The sequence below is a fragment of the Candidatus Thiodiazotropha sp. AKIB8 genome (assembly GCF_058244675.1).
Genome location: NZ_JBSYOO010000039.1, coordinates 1 through 19132 on the forward strand (window position 1 = coordinate 1; position 19132 = coordinate 19132).

At 48.7% G+C, this 19132-nt stretch carries 17 protein-coding genes; 11 read left to right on the top strand and 6 right to left on the bottom strand.

Annotation, left to right across the window (positions count from 1 at the left end):
* Nucleotides 1-131: 131 nt before the first annotated feature.
* Entirely contained in the window at nt 132-887 is a 756-nt protein-coding gene (locus AC4IFB_RS11905) for a YkgJ family cysteine cluster protein (RefSeq protein ID WP_490780283.1), read from the bottom strand.
* Between the two features lie 129 nt (nt 888-1016).
* On the opposite strand from AC4IFB_RS11905, the gene AC4IFB_RS11910 reads away from it, so the two are divergent.
* A complete protein-coding gene (locus AC4IFB_RS11910) occupies nt 1017-1502 on the top strand; it encodes a GNAT family N-acetyltransferase (RefSeq protein WP_490780284.1) in 486 nt (161 codons plus the stop codon).
* Nucleotides 1503-1515: 13 nt separating this feature from the next.
* On the opposite strand, the gene AC4IFB_RS11915 is transcribed toward AC4IFB_RS11910, so the two are convergent.
* From AC4IFB_RS11915 to AC4IFB_RS11935, 5 genes are read right to left on the bottom strand one after another with little or no spacing between them, the layout of a single operon-like run.
* Nucleotides 1516-2145, bottom strand: a complete 630-nt coding sequence (locus AC4IFB_RS11915) for a DUF922 domain-containing protein (protein WP_490780285.1) — start codon at nt 2143-2145, stop codon at nt 1516-1518.
* A gap of 8 nt (nt 2146-2153) precedes the next feature.
* Nucleotides 2154-2324, bottom strand: a complete 171-nt coding sequence (locus tag AC4IFB_RS11920) for a hypothetical protein (RefSeq protein WP_490776481.1) — start codon at nt 2322-2324, stop codon at nt 2154-2156.
* Nucleotides 2325-2336: 12 nt separating this feature from the next.
* A complete protein-coding gene (locus AC4IFB_RS11925; protein WP_490780286.1) occupies nt 2337-3572 on the bottom strand; it encodes a TIGR02270 family protein in 1236 nt (411 codons plus the stop codon).
* 34 nt (nt 3573-3606) lie between these two features.
* Nucleotides 3607-4077 carry a DUF6484 domain-containing protein gene (locus AC4IFB_RS11930; RefSeq protein ID WP_490776479.1) on the bottom strand — a complete coding sequence of 157 codons (471 nt, stop codon included), beginning with the start codon at nt 4075-4077 and terminating at the stop codon, nt 3607-3609.
* A 37-nt stretch (nt 4078-4114) separates the two neighbouring features.
* A complete protein-coding gene (locus tag AC4IFB_RS11935) occupies nt 4115-6277 on the bottom strand; it encodes a type VI secretion system Vgr family protein (protein ID WP_490780287.1) in 2163 nt (720 codons plus the stop codon).
* A gap of 323 nt (nt 6278-6600) precedes the next feature.
* On the opposite strand from AC4IFB_RS11935, the gene AC4IFB_RS11940 reads away from it, so the two are divergent.
* From AC4IFB_RS11940 to tssH, 10 genes are all read left to right on the top strand, one after another.
* Nucleotides 6601-8001 (top strand): type VI secretion system contractile sheath domain-containing protein, encoded by a 1401-nt coding sequence (locus AC4IFB_RS11940; protein WP_490780288.1) that lies wholly within the window; start codon nt 6601-6603, stop codon nt 7999-8001.
* A 305-nt stretch (nt 8002-8306) separates the two neighbouring features.
* Nucleotides 8307-9353, top strand: a complete 1047-nt coding sequence (gene tssA / locus AC4IFB_RS11945; protein WP_490780289.1) for a type VI secretion system protein TssA — start codon at nt 8307-8309, stop codon at nt 9351-9353.
* Between the two features lie 78 nt (nt 9354-9431).
* Nucleotides 9432-9962 carry a type VI secretion system contractile sheath small subunit gene (gene tssB, locus AC4IFB_RS11950; RefSeq protein ID WP_490776475.1) on the top strand — a complete coding sequence of 177 codons (531 nt, stop codon included), beginning with the start codon at nt 9432-9434 and terminating at the stop codon, nt 9960-9962.
* A 3-nt stretch (nt 9963-9965) separates the two neighbouring features.
* On the top strand, nt 9966-11465 hold the full coding sequence (gene tssC / locus AC4IFB_RS11955) for a type VI secretion system contractile sheath large subunit (RefSeq protein ID WP_490776474.1): 1500 nt from the start codon (nt 9966-9968) through the stop codon (nt 11463-11465).
* Nucleotides 11466-11499: 34 nt separating this feature from the next.
* On the top strand, nt 11500-11988 hold the full coding sequence (locus AC4IFB_RS11960) for an Hcp family type VI secretion system effector (RefSeq protein WP_490776473.1): 489 nt from the start codon (nt 11500-11502) through the stop codon (nt 11986-11988).
* Between the two features lie 159 nt (nt 11989-12147).
* Nucleotides 12148-12957 (top strand): type VI secretion system accessory protein TagJ, encoded by an 810-nt coding sequence (locus AC4IFB_RS11965; protein WP_490776472.1) that lies wholly within the window; start codon nt 12148-12150, stop codon nt 12955-12957.
* A gap of 27 nt (nt 12958-12984) precedes the next feature.
* Nucleotides 12985-13500 (top strand): type VI secretion system baseplate subunit TssE, encoded by a 516-nt coding sequence (gene tssE, locus AC4IFB_RS11970; protein ID WP_490776471.1) that lies wholly within the window; start codon nt 12985-12987, stop codon nt 13498-13500.
* Between the two features lie 4 nt (nt 13501-13504).
* Nucleotides 13505-15376 (top strand): type VI secretion system baseplate subunit TssF, encoded by a 1872-nt coding sequence (tssF, locus tag AC4IFB_RS11975; protein ID WP_490780290.1) that lies wholly within the window; start codon nt 13505-13507, stop codon nt 15374-15376.
* Nucleotides 15340-16380 carry a type VI secretion system baseplate subunit TssG gene (gene tssG, locus AC4IFB_RS11980; RefSeq protein WP_490776469.1) on the top strand — a complete coding sequence of 347 codons (1041 nt, stop codon included), beginning with the start codon at nt 15340-15342 and terminating at the stop codon, nt 16378-16380. The genes tssF and tssG overlap by 37 nt, the downstream gene beginning before the upstream one ends.
* Nucleotides 16377-19112 carry a type VI secretion system ATPase TssH gene (tssH, locus tag AC4IFB_RS11985; protein ID WP_490776468.1) on the top strand — a complete coding sequence of 912 codons (2736 nt, stop codon included), beginning with the start codon at nt 16377-16379 and terminating at the stop codon, nt 19110-19112. Before tssG ends, tssH begins: the two co-directional genes overlap by 4 nt.
* The last annotated feature ends 20 nt before the right edge of the window (nt 19113-19132 follow it).

The following is a 19132-nucleotide window of genomic DNA, read 5'->3' on the forward strand; positions in this document are numbered from 1 at the left end:
GGTATGGTCGGCTTCATCGATTACGGTACCATCCTCGCCCACAGCGACTGGACCTCTCATACTATCAGTGTCGGTTTCCGTACCGAGTTCTGATCCCGGCAGATGCCCGCCTCTGGCGGGCATCTGCAGTTTTAGGGCTTGGCAAGATTCTGTAGGAACAGATTAACCAGATCGGTTGCAGGCTCGCAAATATGATCTGATCGTAACTCATCGGCCTTTTCCAAAATTTGTGTTAACGGTAAAAAACCCCTTCCTCCCTCTTCATATTTACGACTCATCCCGTACACAATAGGTGATACACGTTTCGGCAATACCATATTCTCGACTGTTTCAGGATCCGGGTCAGCACAATGAACAGGATCAGAGACAACCAGAAATTCTCGACAACTCAGGGGGCGATCCTGATGGATACCACAGGACTGTTCTTCTAAAAATGGACAGGGTAGGTTGAGATTGAAGTATAAAAGTCCAATCTCTCTCAACTGCTTTCGATCATTACTGTTTATGGCCTGCTCCATCACATCCAGAATCCCCGCCTCTCTCAGGCTAGTCATGTTGTGATTGAAACGTGCCTTCACAGTTTGTTGCTGATCAGGCGGCATGGCATCTATCAGATTCAACAGATTGAAGCCCTCAGCTCTACTGATAGGTACCAACTGAGAACAGCAGGCACCACAACCCTTGCGGCAGGAGATACTTTTTCCCTGTGCTTCAGCTTCCTTGATGCCAATTTCTACTACCTTATTGGTGATACTCTGGAAAAACGGAAGTAAATCGTAGATATGCACCGGTTCGTTGGATATCTCTGCAGAAAAGTGTATGTTTTCATTTCCCATACGAATTTCAGCCGTAATGGTTTCGCTTCGTATTTCGCCTTGATCACTCAACGTTCTCATCCTTAACAGGCTTAAGGGCACCTCTATTAACTGCTGCTGCCCTTAAATAATAATTCAGGTAGCTTTAAAAATTACTGCTTCTCGAACATTCAATCAAGCACTAATCTGAGACTGATTTATATGGCAAATAATGATCTACTTATCAAGCTCTATGAGATGAACTTTAAGCAGATATCAGAGAGCAAAAGCTTTCCGGAGATCACACTGCGTAAACCGATAGGTACTGACAGGCGCTTGCTCATCAGCTGGGCGCAACAGCATTTCCCAGATGTTTGGCTCAGTGAAATAGAATCTGCCCTGGCCAATACCCCCTGCTCTTGCTTCATTGCTCAGCAAGATGACTCACTACTCGGGTTTGCCTGTTATGACGCCACAGCATTGGGCTTCTTTGGGCCTATTGGTGTAGTCGATGAGGCTAGAGGAAAAGGCATTGGCCGATCCTTGGCTATACACTGCCTGCAGGATATGTGGTTGAAAGGATATGGATATGCGATTGTTGGCATGGCAAACTCATCTGCCTTCTACCATAAAATAGCGCCTGTGATCGAGATACCTGACTCCGATCCAGGACTGTATCGAATGACCAATACCTTGAGAAAACCCTGACTCATCGTACAAATCATGCCGGAGTGGTCATCCTTGTACCGCTTGAACGACAGCTCTGGATCTGTCGAGACCATGCCTCTTGTCTGCTACTGTTTAGTCCATGATTGGTCTCTTCCTGGGAATCGTAGGTTCTTGTCAGACTATCTGCGCGTTGATCTTGGGCCCCCATTACCCTGCGCACTGCACGAACCAACCTGTTACGGGAGCTTTCTCTCAACGCTCTGATTTCATTGACCATGTCCCGATAACAGAGACCAACAATGTCATAATGTCCCTGTTCATGATTCAATAATTCACTGCTCTTTGCTGACGTAACAACCCATGTATTACCGTTGTTCAATACCATGCGAAACTCGACATCACCGATTCTGTGTTGACCACCCTCCACCACAAACCTTAAACGGGAGGGACGTAATTGCATAGCGATTGTCGCATCTTCCGATTCGCCCCTTGGGCGGCTCTGCACCTCCCTGAAATCATCCCATGTGAGTTGTCTTGGCCAACCGGATAGACTCGGTCCACCCTGAGCGGTCGCACCCCCTCCGGCAGGTTGTGCAGCTGAGAATCCTGCATGAGGAGTATCTGGATTAGCGCCACTGGCTACAGGACGGTTTATTCGTGCTGGTGAGGGTGATTCACACATAAAATCCTCTAGAGATAGATAAACAGAAACAGACTGACTAAAAACATAATCCCGGCAACCCTGAGACGGGCCTTGACAGCTGGGTGGCTCCACGCCTGATATTGCTTAAAACTGTTTAATGCCAGAATTCCATTGAGTGTTGCCAATCCAAGAATTATCAGAGGTATCCAGAACGTCATAGCACACCCCCGTTAACCAAGAAGTTCAGACTGACGTTGCGCTGTGGCAGAGGTATTGAACAGGGGCTGCTGCTGATCAAACATAGCCAACTCCATTGCAGCGGCCTGGCGCTGTCTTTGGAAACCATCCTGCAGTATCTGAAGACACTGCCCCCGCTTTACTGATTTCCCACACAGTCTCCGAACCCCAGTTGGAAACTCAGCCTGATTTACACTCCACCACTGCATGAGCTTTTGAATATCCGGCCATGGCAGATCCTCATCCTGATCGAGGTCAACTTCTTCATCTTCAGGATTCTCTGTCGGACCCGCCTGAAAATCTTCAGGCGGGTCCGATTCCAGATCATGGAAGGCAAGGTCCAAGCCAGTAATCTGACTGCATGCTTCTCCAGCCAACCGAGCCAGTTCCGGGGTATTCATTTTTTCGATCAACCAGGGAACTGATGCCGAGTCACCAAAATAGCCACTTGCCTGTACCACCGCCCTTTCAACTGTCTGGTTTTGGCTCAGTCTTCTCAACAGTGATACTGCTGAGGCATTATCCATGCGACGCATAAGCAGTTCGAGTGCGAGTTGCAGAAACTTCGAATCCGCTTCTGCAAAACTAACCAGCTGCTCAGTAGCAGCTTCATCTCCCATCATTGAGCCAGACCAGGCTGACCAGAAACGACAGGCTTGATCCTCCTCATGCATATGCTCACGCAGTGCTTGGTCCATCCCCTGGCGCCTGATCTCACCAATCGATCGCAGTGCACGAGCTCTTACACCAGCCTCATCATCATCCAATGCCTTGATCAGATAAGCACCACAATCAACCCGTTGTATCGCACATGCACTAAGACCTATTAGCCTCAACAGTGGTGTATCAGATTTTAACCAGTTGACGACATGTCCTTGTAATTTGGATTTTTCTACCCAACCGAGTGCTGATATCAATCCTCGAGTGGTCGCCGGTACCCCATGAACCACCTCCAGAACCTTCTCCAAACCATCAACCAGGGCACCATCGAGTGCAACATATGCCGCTGCAAAGACCTCACCACTTTCTGCATGATTCAACTGCGCTTCACAATGAATCCAGCCGGCCTCCCCCGCCACACGTAATCCATCAAGATGGGCATCGATACGGGACTCGAGCTCTGACAGGTCACTCAGTTGATAGTGGGGGGCTGATACCGCTGAGTCTCTGAGCAACCATAGGAACGCTGCCTCTTCGGCATGTTGAGAGACGATGTTGTCGAGAATCATAATAGAGCGTTGACCTGTTGATCTCTGGTGGACTTCAATTGATCTGAACCGACCCACCCTTTATTCGATTTACACCAGAGGAACGACTGAATATTGATGCACCCCTCAGTATGATTTTCCCCGCCTTGGTCAAGGTAATACTTGCTTTACCACACTTCAGAACAATCTCACGATCAGCTGAAAAAACCAATTTCTCTCCATCGAGTTCTGCACTCGAAGTTTGGGGTTTGTCTCCGATTGGACGTGGGTGCTGCAGTCTTCCGATGATAATCGGACATTGTGGATTGCCATTTTCGAATAACAGAGCCACTTCCTTTCCCAGATCATCCTCTGAAAAATTAAGGGTTGTCTTGGCTCTGACGCAATCTTCATGTGGATTTCCAGGAAAGGCAACCAGCGGATAGTTGTCTCGATCAAGGCCGACCAACACACCAATCACCACCCCATCCAGTAACTGAGGTTGCTCAATATTGCCATCTACTTTATCAATCTTTGAGTCGTTCACACTTAGTTCTCCACACCATGCATGGCTGCGCAATAGTTCAATTCTGCAGAATCTTCTTACCCTTCATAATTACATTCTTGCTCGCCTTAACATTAATCACACCGGAACCTTTCACCGTAATATTCTTACCCTCTATGGAGATGGTGCCATCCTTCTTCATGGTAATCGAAGCCTTACCTGTTTTAATCACCACCGAGTCGCCGGCATCAATCACCAGGTTTTTACCTACCGAAAGATTATCATCTTTACCGATAGCCGCTGATCTGTTTTCACCAATGCTGACACTGCAGTCTTTGCCAATTGCCTCTGACAGATTCGCTGCAACTTGCATCGCCTTTGAGGCACCTACGGTTTGGTTCATTCCGGCACCAACAGTGACTTGAAGTCCGGCGCCAACGGTAAGCGCTTTAGCTGCTCCGATGGTCTCTATCTTATTGATACCAACAGTCTCACTCTTGTTACTGCCGATATTTACAGTGCGATTGCTGCCAATGGATACAGTTTCATTACTGCCCACCTGCTCTGTTCGGTTTACACCGATAGAGATAGTTTCATTGTTTCCAACTGTCTCTGTGCGGTCATTGCCTATGCTGATGGTTTCATCATTCCCAACGTTTTCGCTTCGGTCATGGCCAACACTGGTGGTCTCGTCATTTTCAACCACATTATCCTGGTTTTTCTCCGCGTGAATGTAGAGCTGCTCATTACCCTTCTTGTCTTCAAAGCGTAGCTCATTGAAATTCTCGCCTGATCCCCCCTTACTGCTGCGACTTTTAATTCCACTTTGGGTCATATTCTCAGGTAAGGCATAGGGGGGCATTTGATCATCATTGTAGACACGCCCGGTTACGATCGGACGATCTGGATCACCTTCGAGAAAGTCAACCACCACTTCCTGCCCGATGCGTGGGATGTGCATGGCGCCCCAGTTCTTGCCAGCCCACACCTGGGCAACCCTCACCCAGCAGGAGCTGTTCTCATCACTTGCGCCATAGCGATCCCAATGAAACTGCAACTTCACACGACCATACTCATCGGTATAGATCTCTTCGCCTGCCTTACCGACCACCACTGCAGTCTGGGGACCCTGTACTATAGGCTTGGCTGTGGTTCTTACGCTGCGGAAACTCTCCTTGCTGTCACAACATTTAAAATCACAGATATATACGGGGCCTTCTGCAATCTCAGGAACAGATTCAAACGCGTCAGATTGCAAAATAGAGTTGCTTTCGGTAATCAGATATTCCCGGTTTTGATCACCCCGTGGATGCTCAATCATGGTAAACAGTCCACCGCTACAGACACCCCTGGCGATGGCCTCTCCTTCGAGGACTTCATGACCGCTTTGTATCTCTTCAATGCGATGGCGTGCGTAAGTATCACCATCACTCGTTTCAGCATACTCGCCAGGATAATCGAAGATCTCGTACTCTGCGTGGGAGTGACTCCTGGGTAGAGGGGCAATAGCCGCCAGATCCGATTTTGGCTTGGTAAAATCGTAGTCAGTGTGTGCAAAACTACCCGGTTGCACTGTTTTGGTGAATTTCCAGGCATGGATGTAGTCTTTCCAACGTGTACTGCCTTGTTCACTGGGTGGTACATAGGGTATTTCCGCATAGGCCTCAAGCGGACTGTGTGAACTGTAACTATCACATAGAACCAATGTGTGTTTGCCTGAAACATGGGCAAAATAGTAGTAGATGCCCTCTTGTTCCATCAGGCGACTGAGGAAATTAAAGTCAGTCTCCCTATACTGAACACAATATTCCCATTCCCTGTAAGTGCCGCTGGTATTATCTTCGAAGTCACTGAATCCGTTGTCTTGAAATACCTCTTTGATAATATCGGGCACCTTTTTGTTTTGAAAGATACGACAGTCTGAGGTGCGGGTCAGAAACCAAAACCAGGGCCGCAATGTTGCTCGGTAATGGGCGAAAAAGGCGATGTGGCCTATCTGGGTAAATTGGCTGACGAATCCATTGAAATATCGCATCCCACCATCCACCAGGTCCAACTCGACAGTCATCTGCTTGCCGAGAAGATCGTCGTGGGCGATCTCTTCGTTATCACTCAATAGGTCAATATTGAATTCAAACAGACGCCCTAGCTCCTCTCTAGCCTCCATACGAAGAATCAAGAGCTCATCTGGACCCAGCGGGGTTTTTATCCGTACCTGCCGGTTACTCTGTGTAAACGCCATTCAAGACTCCTACCCGGTTTAGCTAAATCATAGCAAAGAAAAAATCGCTTTCTATTGAACAACTCCTGCACAAGGGTGTTGCCCATGAGCATCCAACCGGTACAACAAATGATATACCGAGATGGTTATTAACCCGGCGACTAAGTATGTCGTCTTCAGGGTTAATAGTAACTATCTGAATTAGAGTATGTGTGTCAGAGACCCTATGGTCAATGGAATCATTAAGGTACTTTTTCACATGCACAAAATACTTGCTTCACGCTTCTGCTTTGTGACAGGATCAGCTAAGAACCCGGCAACATGATAAAAAGGGCAAAATCGACATGTCGCAACGGTTGAACTTTTCGATAGAATTGGGAAAACAGAGCGATAACCAGACCAGTAGCAGGCCTGGTGATCTACAGTTGACCTTTGTAGTTTTGGGATCTTTTGCTGGCACCCAGGATAGCGGCAACCTCCTCGGTAGTTCAAAAAATGCTTTACGCCGTATAGATCAGGATAACTATGAATCCTTTTTGAGCCAGTTGAACCCTTCACTGGTGATTGATTTGGCTGGGTGCATGGAGCCACTCATCCTAACCTTCGAAAACCTTGAAGATTTCCATCCTGACCAGCTGTATAAAAAGTTGTCTCTACTGGATATCGCCCCAGACTCAGCAAGCCAAAATCCACAGCCACCAATAACAGATCAGAATCAGCCATCAGCTGACGACAAAGAGTCGAACCAGCAGACTCTATCCCGACTATTAGGTGAACGTTCATTGAGCAACACGCCAGGTAGTAGCTCTATTTCCCAAGAGAAAAGTGCTCAAATTGAATCGATAGTCGGACGATTGGTGAATAACTCTCTGCAGGAAAATAGAGATCGGGAGAACGATCAGAATCAAGAACCGTCCGATCTGCACCAATCTATTCCAGAATTACTAAGGTCAGTTCTCCATCACCCCGAATTTCAGAGACTGGAATCTCACTGGCGCGGTCTTGATTGGTTACTTCGCAATCTCGAATTGGATGATCTTGATGATATCTATGCCCTCAATCTGCGTTCTGAAGATTGGGATATTTATTCCCAACAGGATTTGGATATTGTTCAAACAGATTTATATAAGACTCTGCAAGCGCGTTTCGGTGATCGATCATCATCAGAACAGAAGTTTATTCTAATATGCGATAAACAGATCAGCCCCTCCTCTAAGGATCTCCAGCTTTTAGATAAACTGGGGCAGATAGCAGCTTCTCTGGATGCGCAACTCATCGCAGGGGCAGAAGATGAATTCATCCCTTCCGATCAATCTAAACCGGATGACTTGGATCAATGGATTGCTTTTCAAAATGGGCAGTTTGCTAATCGTGTCAGTCTAGTACTACCGCGACTGCTGTTGCGTTTACCCTATGGAGCACAGTACGACCCGACAGACGACTTCAGTTTCGAAGAGCTTGCTCAGGAATGGTCATCTGCAGAGCTGCTTTGGGGATCTCCATCCTATGCTTTGGCTGTTGTATTAGCCGCATATAATAGATTGAGTAATCCACAAGAGGCCTCCTCATTGAGCGATTGCCCGGCTTTTGCCTATAGCCTGGATGGTGAGACTCATTTGCAACCCTGCACTGAACACCTCTTCAGGGAAAAACAGCTTGAAAGAATTCTGCAGCTGGGACTTATCCCTATCATTGGCAGTCGTCGTAGCAATTTGATCAAGCTACCCTGGTTCCCGCAGCTTTGACTGCAGCTCAACGAGTTGTAGTGAGGAAACAGAGAATGCACGCCTATATTTCATTGTCATCAGCAGGTGGGAGGATCACCAATTTCAAATGGTACTATTTCACTACCGTTTACTTATTTATCGTGTAGTATCAAGTACAAGGGTTTTGTGCTAAACCTACTCAATGAAAGGGTAACAATACAAAACCAGTCCACCTAACCAGTTTGTATGTGTTGGGTTAAATAACCAGAATAGTATCTGACAGGTATGTATATTTTCAACTTCAACTCAGCTTCGTTTTTAAAGCTATATTGTTGTATAGCCCTATGGGGGATGCAGGTTTGACCGGAAAACTCGACCTTGAACAACTGCTCAGTGCTGTATCTGAAGAGGCTCCGGCTGGCCCAGACCTGGAATACGATCCCCTTTTCGGAGAGATGGAACGGGCTGCAGAAGGCAAAGAAGAGCAACAGTTCGGTGATACCATCATCCCTGCTGAAGAACCGGATTGGCGTGAGCTTAAAAACAAATCACTTCAGGTTATTGGACAAAGTAAAGATCTGCGAGCTGCTATCCATTTAACCCGTGCATTGATACATACCGATGGCTTTGAAGGGCTGTCAAATGGATTGGCACTTATAAAAGGTTACTTGGAGAACTATTGGGAGAGTGTTCATCCTCAACTCGATCCTGATGACAACAATGATCCCACGATCAGAATCAATACGCTGATTAATATTTGTGATCCCTTTAGCTACCTGTCAGCCATTAACAAGATCCCTGTAGTTGCGTCAACAGTAATGGGGAAATTCAGCTACCGGGATATTCAGATTGCAAGCGGTAGTCTGCAAGCTTCAGAGAGCGATCAGCAGGAGCTCTCTCTCGACCAGATCGATGCGGCTTTCCGTGAATCAGCAAATGAAGAGAATCAAAACACCCTGAATCTGATCAATGCAGCATCTGAGACAGTCTCAGCTATAGAAGCACGTCTCAATGAACTGGTTGGTATAGATCAGTCCCCCGATCTCAGCGCTCTGGTCAAATTACTGAAACAGATAAGCGATGAAGTCGCCCAACGTTGTGGTCTGGAGTCCATCACTGATAGTGAGGCGGGTTCAGATGATTCGAGTGATGCCGGTGCAGCACAGATTCAAAAGAGTGCACCCGGCACCATAAGCAGTCGAGATGATGTGATCAAGGCGTTGGAGCGCATCACTCAATATTATGAGAAAAACGAACCATCCAGTCCTATACCGCTCCTACTCGACCGGGCGAAGAGACTGGTAAAAATGGACTTTTACGAAATTGTTCAGGATCTTGCCCCTGGCGGATCGTCCCATTTCGATTTCCTGTGGAAGCAGGAGGATAGGTAGATCGAGGATTTGGGCATAAGCCCCACTAAATAAGAACCATACAGATAAGTTACTAAGAATATTATAGAGAGGTAGACCGTGGCAAAAGAGAGCAGCCAGAAGTTCGTAGCCCGAAACCGAGCCCCCAGAGTACAGATAGAGTATGACGTGGAGCTCTACGGCGCTGAAAAACAGATCCAGTTGCCCTTCATTATGGGCGTTATGGCGGACCTCTCGGGTAAACCCGAAGAGGCACTGCCTCCTGTCGCCGATCGAAAGATGCTTGAAATCGACGTGGATAATTTTGATGAAAGACTCAAAGCCATGAAACCCCGTACTGCCTTCAGGGTTCCCAACACGCTGACTGGTGAGGGTAATATCAATGTCGATATCACCTTCGAGAATATGGATGACTTCTCTCCAGCAGCAGTTGCCAAAAAAGTTGGTGCACTGCGTCAATTACTCGATGCCCGTACCCAACTCGCTAATCTGTTGACCTACATGGATGGTAAATCAGGTGCTGAAGAGCTGATTGCCAAGGCGCTGAATGATTCGACGCTGCTCCAATCTCTTGCCTCATCACCCAATCCTGATGGCGCATCGTCAGACGATTCAAAGGCAGAGGAGTAAAACATGGCTGAGTCAGATACCCAACAAGCAACTGGCAGCGCAGCTACTGAGAGTGTGGCCCCGGATGAATTTTCAGCCCTGCTGCAACAGGAATTCAAGCCAAAGACAGAACGCACCAAAGAAGCGGTGGTCAGTGCAGTGCAGACCCTCGCTGAGACAGTACTCAAAGAGAGCAGCACCATCTCTGATGATGCTGTTGAGACCATCGAGGGCATCATTGCCGAGATCGACAAGAAGCTGACTGAACAGGTCAACCTGATTCTCCATCATGAAGATTTTCAAAAGCTGGAAGGGAGCTGGCGCGGTCTTCATCACCTGGTCAACAACACCGAAACCGATGAGATGTTGAAGATCAGGGTAATGAATATCTCGAAAAAGGAACTTGGTAAAACCTTGAAGAAGTTCAAGGGTACAGCCTGGGATCAAAGCCCGATCTTCAAGAAGGTCTATGAAGAAGAGTATGGTCAGTTCGGCGGTGAACCCTATGGGTGCCTGGTAGGTGACTACCACTTTGACAATACACCCCCGGATGTTGAGTTGCTCACCGGCATGTCGCAGGTGGCTGCATCAGCTCACGCGCCATTTATTGCTGGTGCTGCACCTACAGTAATGCAGATGGACTCCTGGCAGGAGCTATCCAATCCCAGAGATCTGACCAAGATCTTCCAGACACCGGAGTACGCATCATGGCGTTCTCTTAGAGAATCAGAGGATTCAAGATACATCGGCTTGGCCATGCCACGGTTTCTCTCCCGCCTCCCCTATGGCGCAAAAACCGATCCGGTTGAGGAGTTCGACTTCGAAGAAGACACCGAAGGCGCTCTGCACGATAAATATACCTGGTCAAACTCTGCCTATGCGATGGCAGTAAATATCAACAAGGCCTTTAAAATGTATGGCTGGACCACCCGTATTCGCGGTGTCGAGTCCGGTGGTGCAGTTGAGGGTCTGCCTACTCACACTTTTCCCACCGATGATGGCGGGGTGGATATGAAGTGCCCAACCGAAATCGCCATTTCTGACCGCCGTGAGGCGGAATTGGCTAAAAATGGCTTTATGCCATTGCTGCATCGTAAGAACTCCGATTTTGCCGCCTTCATCGGTGCGCAATCATTACAAAATCCAGCGGAGTATGACGATCCAGATGCTACAGCCAATGCAAATTTAGCTGCCCGATTGCCCTATCTGTTCGCAAGTTGCCGCTTCGCACACTATTTGAAATGTATTGTGCGCGACAAGATAGGCTCCTTCAAAGAGCGTGACGACATGGAAAAATGGCTCAATAAATGGATTCAGAAGTACGTCGAACCCAGCCCGGGGACTGCCTCTGAAGAAGACAAGGCACGCAAACCACTGGCTGCGGCTGAAGTGGTTGTGTCAGAAGTGGAAGGTAATCCGGGCTACTACACGTCGAAATTCTTTCTGCGACCACATTACCAGCTGGAAGGTTTGACGGTATCTCTACGTTTAGTATCCAAGCTGCCTTCAGAGAAGGCGAGCTGATACCTAAGTTATTTACATTTTGGAGGAATAAATCATGGGCGTTGATCTTTTTATGAAAATCGATGGTGCGGATGGTGAAAGTACTGATGATGCACACAGCAAGTGGTGTGAGTTACTCAGCTACAGTCACGGTGTCTCTCAGCCCACATCTGGTGCCAGTGGTACTGGCGGTCGTACCGGTGGACGGGCTAATTTTGACAACTTCATTGCCGTAAAAACCATTGACAATGCAACACCAGACCTGAACATCAAATGTGCCAAGGGTGAGCATATCCCTAAGCTCGAAGTTGAATGCTGTCTGGCAAGTGGTGACAAACACACCTTCATGAAATATACCATGGAGGATGTTATCGTCACTTCCGTTACACCTGGCGGCAGTCAAGGAGATGAAACCAAGCCGTTGGAAACTGTCTCTTTCGCCTACGGCAAGATCAAATGGGAATACACACCAATCGATCATACCGGAAAGCCTGGCTCCACCGTCGATCGAACCTGGAGTCTGGAGAAAAACAAGCAAGAGTAGTCCCCTGCATTGCTCGACAACAAGAACCACCGCCTCCCCTTTGGGGAAGCGGTGGAAATATGAGCTACAACGCGTTATTTTCCCTTACTTATAACTGGTTCTGGCAGAATGATCAGATCTGGTTTAAGTCGGATGTGCACCGACATATAGGCCCGTACAATGGAAGCTGAAGAACTATTGAAACAAGGCGAACTGGATGCCGCACTCGACGCCTTGCAACAAGCAATAAGAAAAGAGCCCTCAAACGCAAAACTACGGGTATTTTTATTTCAATTACTGTGCGTCGTCGGTGCTTGGGAGAGAGCCCTGAGTCAACTGGATGTTGCAGCTGACCTGGATCCACTCAACCTGCCAATGGCTCAAACCTACCGTGAAGCGATCCAGTGCGAGTTATTTCGAAAAGAGGTCTTTGGCGGTGAAAAGTCGCCACTTATTTTTGGTGATCCACCTGAGTGGACTGCCTTTCTTCTCGAATCTCTCAGGCTTTCAGGAAAAGGTGAATATGCACAAGCTGAGAGTCTACGCAACCAGGCGTTTGAACTCGCGCCAACCAGCTCGGGTATGCTTGATGAGCAACCATTTGCCTGGTTAGCCGACGCGGACTCGCGTATCGGGCCAATGTTTGAGGCCATCGTAAATGGACGCTACTACTGGATTCCCATGCAACGTCTGAAGAAGGTCTCCATAGAGGCTCCAGAGGATCTACGTGACATGGTCTGGACACCGGCTCATCTGACTTTTGAGAATGAGGGGGAGGCCGTTGCGCTGTTACCCGCTCGATATCCCGGTACCGAACAGGAGACAGATACAGCATTGAAACTCTCCCGTAAAACAGAGTGGCTGACACCTGCTGATAATCTCTATATTGGCTTGGGACAACGTATGCTGGCCACAGACCAAAATGAATACCCCCTGCTCAATACCAGAGAAATAGAGTTTCAAGCCGCTACGGACAGCACGACTGAATAAGATGAATCTGGCGGAGATACCACTCAGTTGAAGTCCACTAATCAACAGCAACAGTTACAGCCGTCGTTACTCGACCGGCTGACCGATGACGAACCTGGAAAAACAAAGGAGTCAGCGGATAAGCGGGTCATTTCAATGCGTCGTTTACGGCAATGCGTTCTGAGAGACCTTGCCTGGCTGATGAATACCACCAATTTGGCAACGACTGAAGATCTGGAAGCCTATCCCGAAGTCACTCACTCTGTACTCAACTATGGTCTGAATGAACTCTCAGGGCATCTGGTAACCGGCCTGGATCTGAGCAAGCTTGAAAGAATGGTTCGTCAGTCGATCCAGGACTTTGAACCCCGTATATTGCCTCACACAGTCAAAGTACGCTCCATAAGGGATAGCAGTAAAGAGAGCCATAACCGCCTGATGTTTGAGATTGAAGGACAACTCTGGGCTGAACCCACACCCTCACATCTGCTGATTAAGACCCAAATTGATCTGGAAGAAGGCGGGGTCACACTTGCAGACGCCTACTCTACGGGTATGGAGTAAGCCGATGGATCCGCGCCTGCTCAAATACTACAATCAAGAGTTGCAGTTTATGCGTGAAATGGGGGCTGAATTTGCTCAGGCTTACCCTAAAATCGCCAGTCGCCTCTCGCTCGACGAGTTTGAGTGTGCAGACCCCTATGTAGAGCGCCTATTGGAAGGCTTCAGCTTTCTGGCAGCCAGAATACAGCTCAAACTCGATGAAGAGTTTCCTCGTTTCACCCAACACTTGATGGAACGGGTTTTCCCTCACTACCTCTGCCCCACACCATCGATGATGGTGGTGCAGTTTCAGGCAGATATGCTGGAACCCTCATTGTGTGATGGTTTTCTTCTGCCCCGACACTCAACAATGCGTAGCCGTATCGGCAAAGGCAGTCATACCGCCTGTATCTACCGCACAGCTCAAGACGTTACCCTGTGGCCGATAGAGATTCAGAGTGTTGACTATCTACCCACACCAGCATCAATCGCACTGGCTGGAATCGGCAAGCAGGAGGGGGCAAGAGCTGCCATTCGACTCAGGTTGAAGACCACTGGTGATATCCCCTTCAATCACCTCGATCTCGATCGGCTGCCCATCTTCTTCAGTGGTGGTGATAGCGGCATGCGTGCTTTCGAGGCTGTGGCCGGTCACACATTGAAGATAGTAGGTCGTGCCCCTGAATCAGAGACATACCGAACAACCTCACAAGCCTCTCCAGTCAGAATAATGGGATTCAATGAGAATGAATCCTTGTTGAATTATGGGCCGCGTTCGTTCCAGGGCTACCGGTTTCTGGCCGAGTACTTTGCCCTGCCCGAACGTTTCCTGTTTGTAGAACTGAATGATCTCAAGACAGTTCTGAGAGATTGTGACAATCAACAACTGGAGCTATACCTGCTGCTCGATGAGAGCGATCCCGATTTAGAAAGTGGCCTCAGCGAGCGCAACTTCCTGCTTAACTGTTCACCGGCAATCAATCTGTTTCCTAAACGGGCAGACCGTATTCACCTCAGTGATAGCAACTCTGAATATCACATTCTGCCCGATCGCACCCGACCAATGGACTATGAAGTCTATGAAGTTGATAGTGTGATCGGTTTCGGTAGTAACACTGAGCAGCGTCAGACTTTTCAGTCATTCTATGCCAGTAACGACTTTATCGCCTCGGATCAGCCACGTGCATATTTTGCAACCCATCGGCAACCAAGGCTACTTTCATCCAAGCAGCAGCGTGAAGGCGCACGTTCCAGTTACATAGGCAGTGAAATCTTTGTCTCTATAGTGGATGCAGATGAAGCGCCATTTCAAAGTGATCTTCGACAACTCGCTGTGACCACGCTATGTACAAATCGTGACTTGCCGATGCACATACCTTTGGGTCAGGGTGGCTCTGCCTTCACCCTGGATAGCAGTACACCGGTAAACCAGATTCGTTGTATTGGATCTCCAACAAAACCCAAACCATCCACAGCGCAAGGTTCCATCAGTTGGCGATTGATCAACCACCTCTCTCTCAACTACCTGTCGATGGCCAGTGAGGACAAAGATCAGAGCACGGCGGCCTTGAAAGATTTTCTATATCTCTATGCAGATAGCAAAGATCCAGCGATGCGTAAACAGATCGAGGGTGTGGTCTCCATTGAATCCAAACCGGTGAATCGACGCCTGCCAAGTCCAGGCCCGATCTCTTTTGGCCATGGTCTTGAGATCATATTGACTCTCGATGATTTATCGTTCGAAGGTAGTGGCGCTTTTCTGTTTGGCGCCATGATGGAACAGTTTTTCAGGAAGTACACTGCAATTAATTCTTTTACTGAGACAGTAGTCGTCACTCAACAAAGGAGAGAGATCAAAAGATGGCCAGTAAGGCTGGGTCTGAGAAAAACTCTCTAAGCCTCTTCGACAGGCTGCAACAGTCGCCCTATCGCTTTGACTTCTATCAGGCAATGCGACGGCTGGAGTGTGCCTATCCGGAAGAGCCCAGACTCAGTCAGTCCCGTCATGTAAAGCGCGATAAAATACGGCTTGGACAGGATCCGACAATGGCCTTTCAGCCCTCTACCCTCTCCTCTTTTCGACAGGGGAAAGGTACCAAGCCACCAAGACTGGGGATCTATTTTTTTGGGCTGTTCGGTCCGAATGGCCCCCTACCGCTGCATCTCACTGAATTTGTCCATGATCGACTGCACAATATCCATGATCCAACCCAAGTTGAGTTTCTGGACCATTTTCACCATCGGCTGCTCACCCTTTTCTATCGAGCCTGGGCGAACAGTCAACCAACTGTCAGTTTCGATCGTGCAGATGACGACCAGTTCGGTAACTATCTTGGCTCGCTGTTTGGTATTGGATCCCCTCACCTGAGAGATCGGGATGCCATGCCTGACCTGGCGAAGCTTCACTACTCAGGCCGCCTCGCCAGCCATACCCGGAATGCAGAAGGCCTGGAAGCGATAATTGCGGATTTCTTCAGGCTTCCTGTGCATATCGAAGAGTTCATCGGTACCTGGATCGATCTTCCAGAGAACAGCCGCTGCCGGTTAGGTGAATCCATGGAGATCAGTACCCTCGGTACAAGCATCATACTTGGTGACCGGGTCTGGCAGGGTCAACAGAAATTCCGCATTGTACTGGGCGCATTAAATTTTGATGACTATCAGCGCATGTTGCCTGGTGGTGAAAGTCTGAAACGGCTCATCGCTGTTGTGAAAAACTATATCGGCGATGAACAGGATTGGGAGCTGAACCTGATTCTGCAAGAGCAGGAAGTCCCCCCTTTAAGTCTTAATGGTGAGAGCCGCCTGGGTTGGACCAGCTGGCTTGCTCAACACCCTCTGGGACGGGATGGTGACGATCTATTTCTACAACCCCTTGAACTTAGAGGTCTCCCGTCATGAGCGAGATTAATCGTGCCGCCCTGTTTGGCAAACTGAATAGCCTGGGCTACAAGGCCATTGAGAGCGCAACCGTTTTCTGCAAGATGCGGGGCAATCCCTATGTAGAGTTGGTTCACTGGATACATCAAGTGCTGCAATTGCAGGATTCTGATCTGCACAAAATCATTAAGCAGTTCAATCTTGAACCCTCTCACCTGGCAAAAGATATCACTGAGACACTGGATACCCTGCCTCGTGGCTCCACCTCCATCTCTGATCTCTCTTCACATGTCGAAGAGGCGACAGAAAGAGGATGGGTATATGGAACGCTGATGTTTGGCGACTCCCAGGTCCGTACCGGCTACCTGATGATCGGTATTTTGAAAACCAAAAGTCTGCATAACGCCCTGTTGAGAATCTCCGATCAGTTTAAAAAGCTGAATGTCGAGACCCTCACCGAACGCTTTGCTGAAGTTGTGGAAGGTTCACCTGAAGAGGCGATGCGATCAAGCGATGGATTCCAGGTGGGTGGCGGAGCTGCTCCTGGTGAAGCCAGTGATGCAATTGCACCAGCCCAGATGGGGAAACAGCAGGCTCTGCAGCAATTCTCAGTAGACCTTACAGAACGAGCCAGAAAGGGTGAAATCGACCCGATTGTCGGGCGGGACGAGGAGATTCGACAGATTATCGACATTCTGATGCGCCGCCGTCAGAACAATCCTATCCTCACTGGTGAGGCCGGAGTGGGTAAAACAGCCGTTGTAGAAGGATTTGCCCTACAGATAGCAAAAGGTGATGTCCCCCCTCCCCTTAAAGAGGTCAGCCTGCGTGTACTCGATGTTGGCCTGCTGCAGGCAGGTGCAAGTATGAAGGGCGAGTTCGAGAATCGACTGAAGCAAGTCATTGAGGAGGTGCAGTCCTCTGAAAAACCGATCATTCTCTTCATCGATGAAGCCCATACCCTGATCGGTGCCGGTGGCAGTGCAGGAACCGGGGATGCGGCAAATCTGCTGAAACCCGCTCTGGCTCGAGGCACCTTGAGAACTGTTGCCGCCACCACCTGGGCGGAATACAAAAAGTATATTGAAAAAGACCCGGCACTGACCCGTCGTTTTCAGGTTGTGCAGGTTGATGAGCCAGACGAAGACCGGGCTATCATGATGATGCGTGGCATGGCTTCAACCCTTGAAGGCCATCATCAGGTGCAGATTCTGGATGAGGCTCTGGACGCCTCAGTACGCCTCTCGCATCGATATATTCCTGCCCGACAGCTACCTGACAAGTCTGTGAGTTTACTGGATACCACCTGTGCCAGGGTGGCCATCAGCCAGGCAGCAGTGCCCGCTGAAGTGGATGACAGTCGTCGTCGTATCGAAGCGCTGGAGACCGAACTGGAGATTATCGGCAGAGAGCGCGTTATCGGATTGGATACCGAAGAGCGGGAAAAATCGACCCAGGAAAAGCTATCTGAAGAGCGCCAACGCCTTGAACAACTGACTGCTCGCTGGGAAGAGGAAAAATCCCTGGTTGAAGAGGTGCTCTCCATCGAGCGAAAGCTGAAAGGCGAAGATGAAGCGTCAACAGAGGATAGTGAGGGAAGTGATCAAGCCACTGAAGATCAGGAAGTCACTGCTGAGACAATACAAGACGAGCCAGAAGCGTCAAACGAGACCCTGTTACAAAGCCTCAGACAACTCAAGTCCAAACTCAGTGAATTACAGGGTGAAAGCCCACTAATTCTTCCCAGTGTTGATGCCCAGGCGGTGGCCTCAGTAGTAGGTGACTGGACTGGCATACCTGTGGGCAGAATGGTGAAGAATGAGATCGAGACCATTCTCAGCCTCAGCGACACCCTGGCCAAGCGGGTCATCGGTCAGGATCACGCTCTGGAGATGATTTCTCGCAGAGTGCAGACCTCCAGGGCCAATCTGGATAACCCCAACAAACCGATTGGTGTTTTCATGCTTTGCGGCCCCTCAGGAGTGGGTAAAACGGAGACAGGATTGACCCTGGCTGAATCACTCTATGGTGGCGAACAGAATGTAATCACCATCAACATGAGTGAATTCCAGGAAGCCCACACAGTATCGACCTTGAAAGGTGCACCTCCGGGCTATGTTGGCTATGGTGAAGGTGGAATACTTACAGAAGCGGTACGCCGCAAACCCTATAGTGTGGTATTACTTGACGAGGTGGAAAAAGCACATCCTGATGTCCACGAAATCTTCTTTCAGGTTTTTGACAAGGGCTGGATGGAAGATGGCGAAGGACGGCATATCGATTTCAAGAATACACTGATTTTGCTGACTTCAAATGTCGGCACAGAGATGATCGATAATCTGTGCAAAGATCCGGAACTGATGCCTGAGCCTGGTGCCATCGCCTCAGCCTTGCGTGATCCATTGCAAAAAGTCTTTCCTTCAGCCTTACTGGGTCGTTTAGTGGTCATTCCCTACTACCCCTTAAGCGATGAAGTGCTGGCTAAAGTGGTTCGTCTGCAACTGGGTAGAATCGAATCCCGTATCCTTGAGAATCATGACGTGCCGCTTAATATAGACGATGAGGTCATAAAGTTGATCATCAGCCGCTGCACCGAAGTGGAGAGTGGTGCGAGAATGGTAGACGCCATACTCACCAACACAATGCTCCCTGAAATCAGTCGACACATATTGATTGAAAAAATGGAGGGCCGTCCGATTGGCAAAATCCAGATTGGTGTGGAGAATGATGAATTCAGCTATAACTTTTCCTAAGCTTTAAATAGAGTTACTAC

What these genes read in the sequence shown, in the direction of transcription:
- AC4IFB_RS11940 (WP_490780288.1), top strand. Translation starts at nt 6,601, where the DNA reads ATGTCGCAACGGTTGAACTTTTCGATAGAATTGGGAAAACAGAGCGAT.
- AC4IFB_RS11925 (WP_490780286.1), bottom strand. Translation starts at nt 3,572, where the DNA reads ATGATTCTCGACAACATCGTCTCTCAACATGCCGAAGAGGCAGCGTTC.
- AC4IFB_RS11935 (WP_490780287.1), bottom strand. Translation starts at nt 6,277, where the DNA reads ATGGCGTTTACACAGAGTAACCGGCAGGTACGGATAAAAACCCCGCTG.
- AC4IFB_RS11960 (WP_490776473.1), top strand. Translation starts at nt 11,500, where the DNA reads ATGGGCGTTGATCTTTTTATGAAAATCGATGGTGCGGATGGTGAAAGT.
- tssG (WP_490776469.1), top strand. Translation starts at nt 15,340, where the DNA reads ATGGCCAGTAAGGCTGGGTCTGAGAAAAACTCTCTAAGCCTCTTCGAC.
- tssC (WP_490776474.1), top strand. Translation starts at nt 9,966, where the DNA reads ATGGCTGAGTCAGATACCCAACAAGCAACTGGCAGCGCAGCTACTGAG.
- AC4IFB_RS11915 (WP_490780285.1), bottom strand. Translation starts at nt 2,145, where the DNA reads ATGTGTGAATCACCCTCACCAGCACGAATAAACCGTCCTGTAGCCAGT.
- tssA (WP_490780289.1), top strand. Translation starts at nt 8,307, where the DNA reads ATGGGGGATGCAGGTTTGACCGGAAAACTCGACCTTGAACAACTGCTC.
- tssH (WP_490776468.1), top strand. Translation starts at nt 16,377, where the DNA reads ATGAGCGAGATTAATCGTGCCGCCCTGTTTGGCAAACTGAATAGCCTG.
- AC4IFB_RS11910 (WP_490780284.1), top strand. Translation starts at nt 1,017, where the DNA reads ATGGCAAATAATGATCTACTTATCAAGCTCTATGAGATGAACTTTAAG.
- AC4IFB_RS11920 (WP_490776481.1), bottom strand. Translation starts at nt 2,324, where the DNA reads ATGACGTTCTGGATACCTCTGATAATTCTTGGATTGGCAACACTCAAT.
- tssF (WP_490780290.1), top strand. Translation starts at nt 13,505, where the DNA reads ATGGATCCGCGCCTGCTCAAATACTACAATCAAGAGTTGCAGTTTATG.
- AC4IFB_RS11965 (WP_490776472.1), top strand. Translation starts at nt 12,148, where the DNA reads ATGGAAGCTGAAGAACTATTGAAACAAGGCGAACTGGATGCCGCACTC.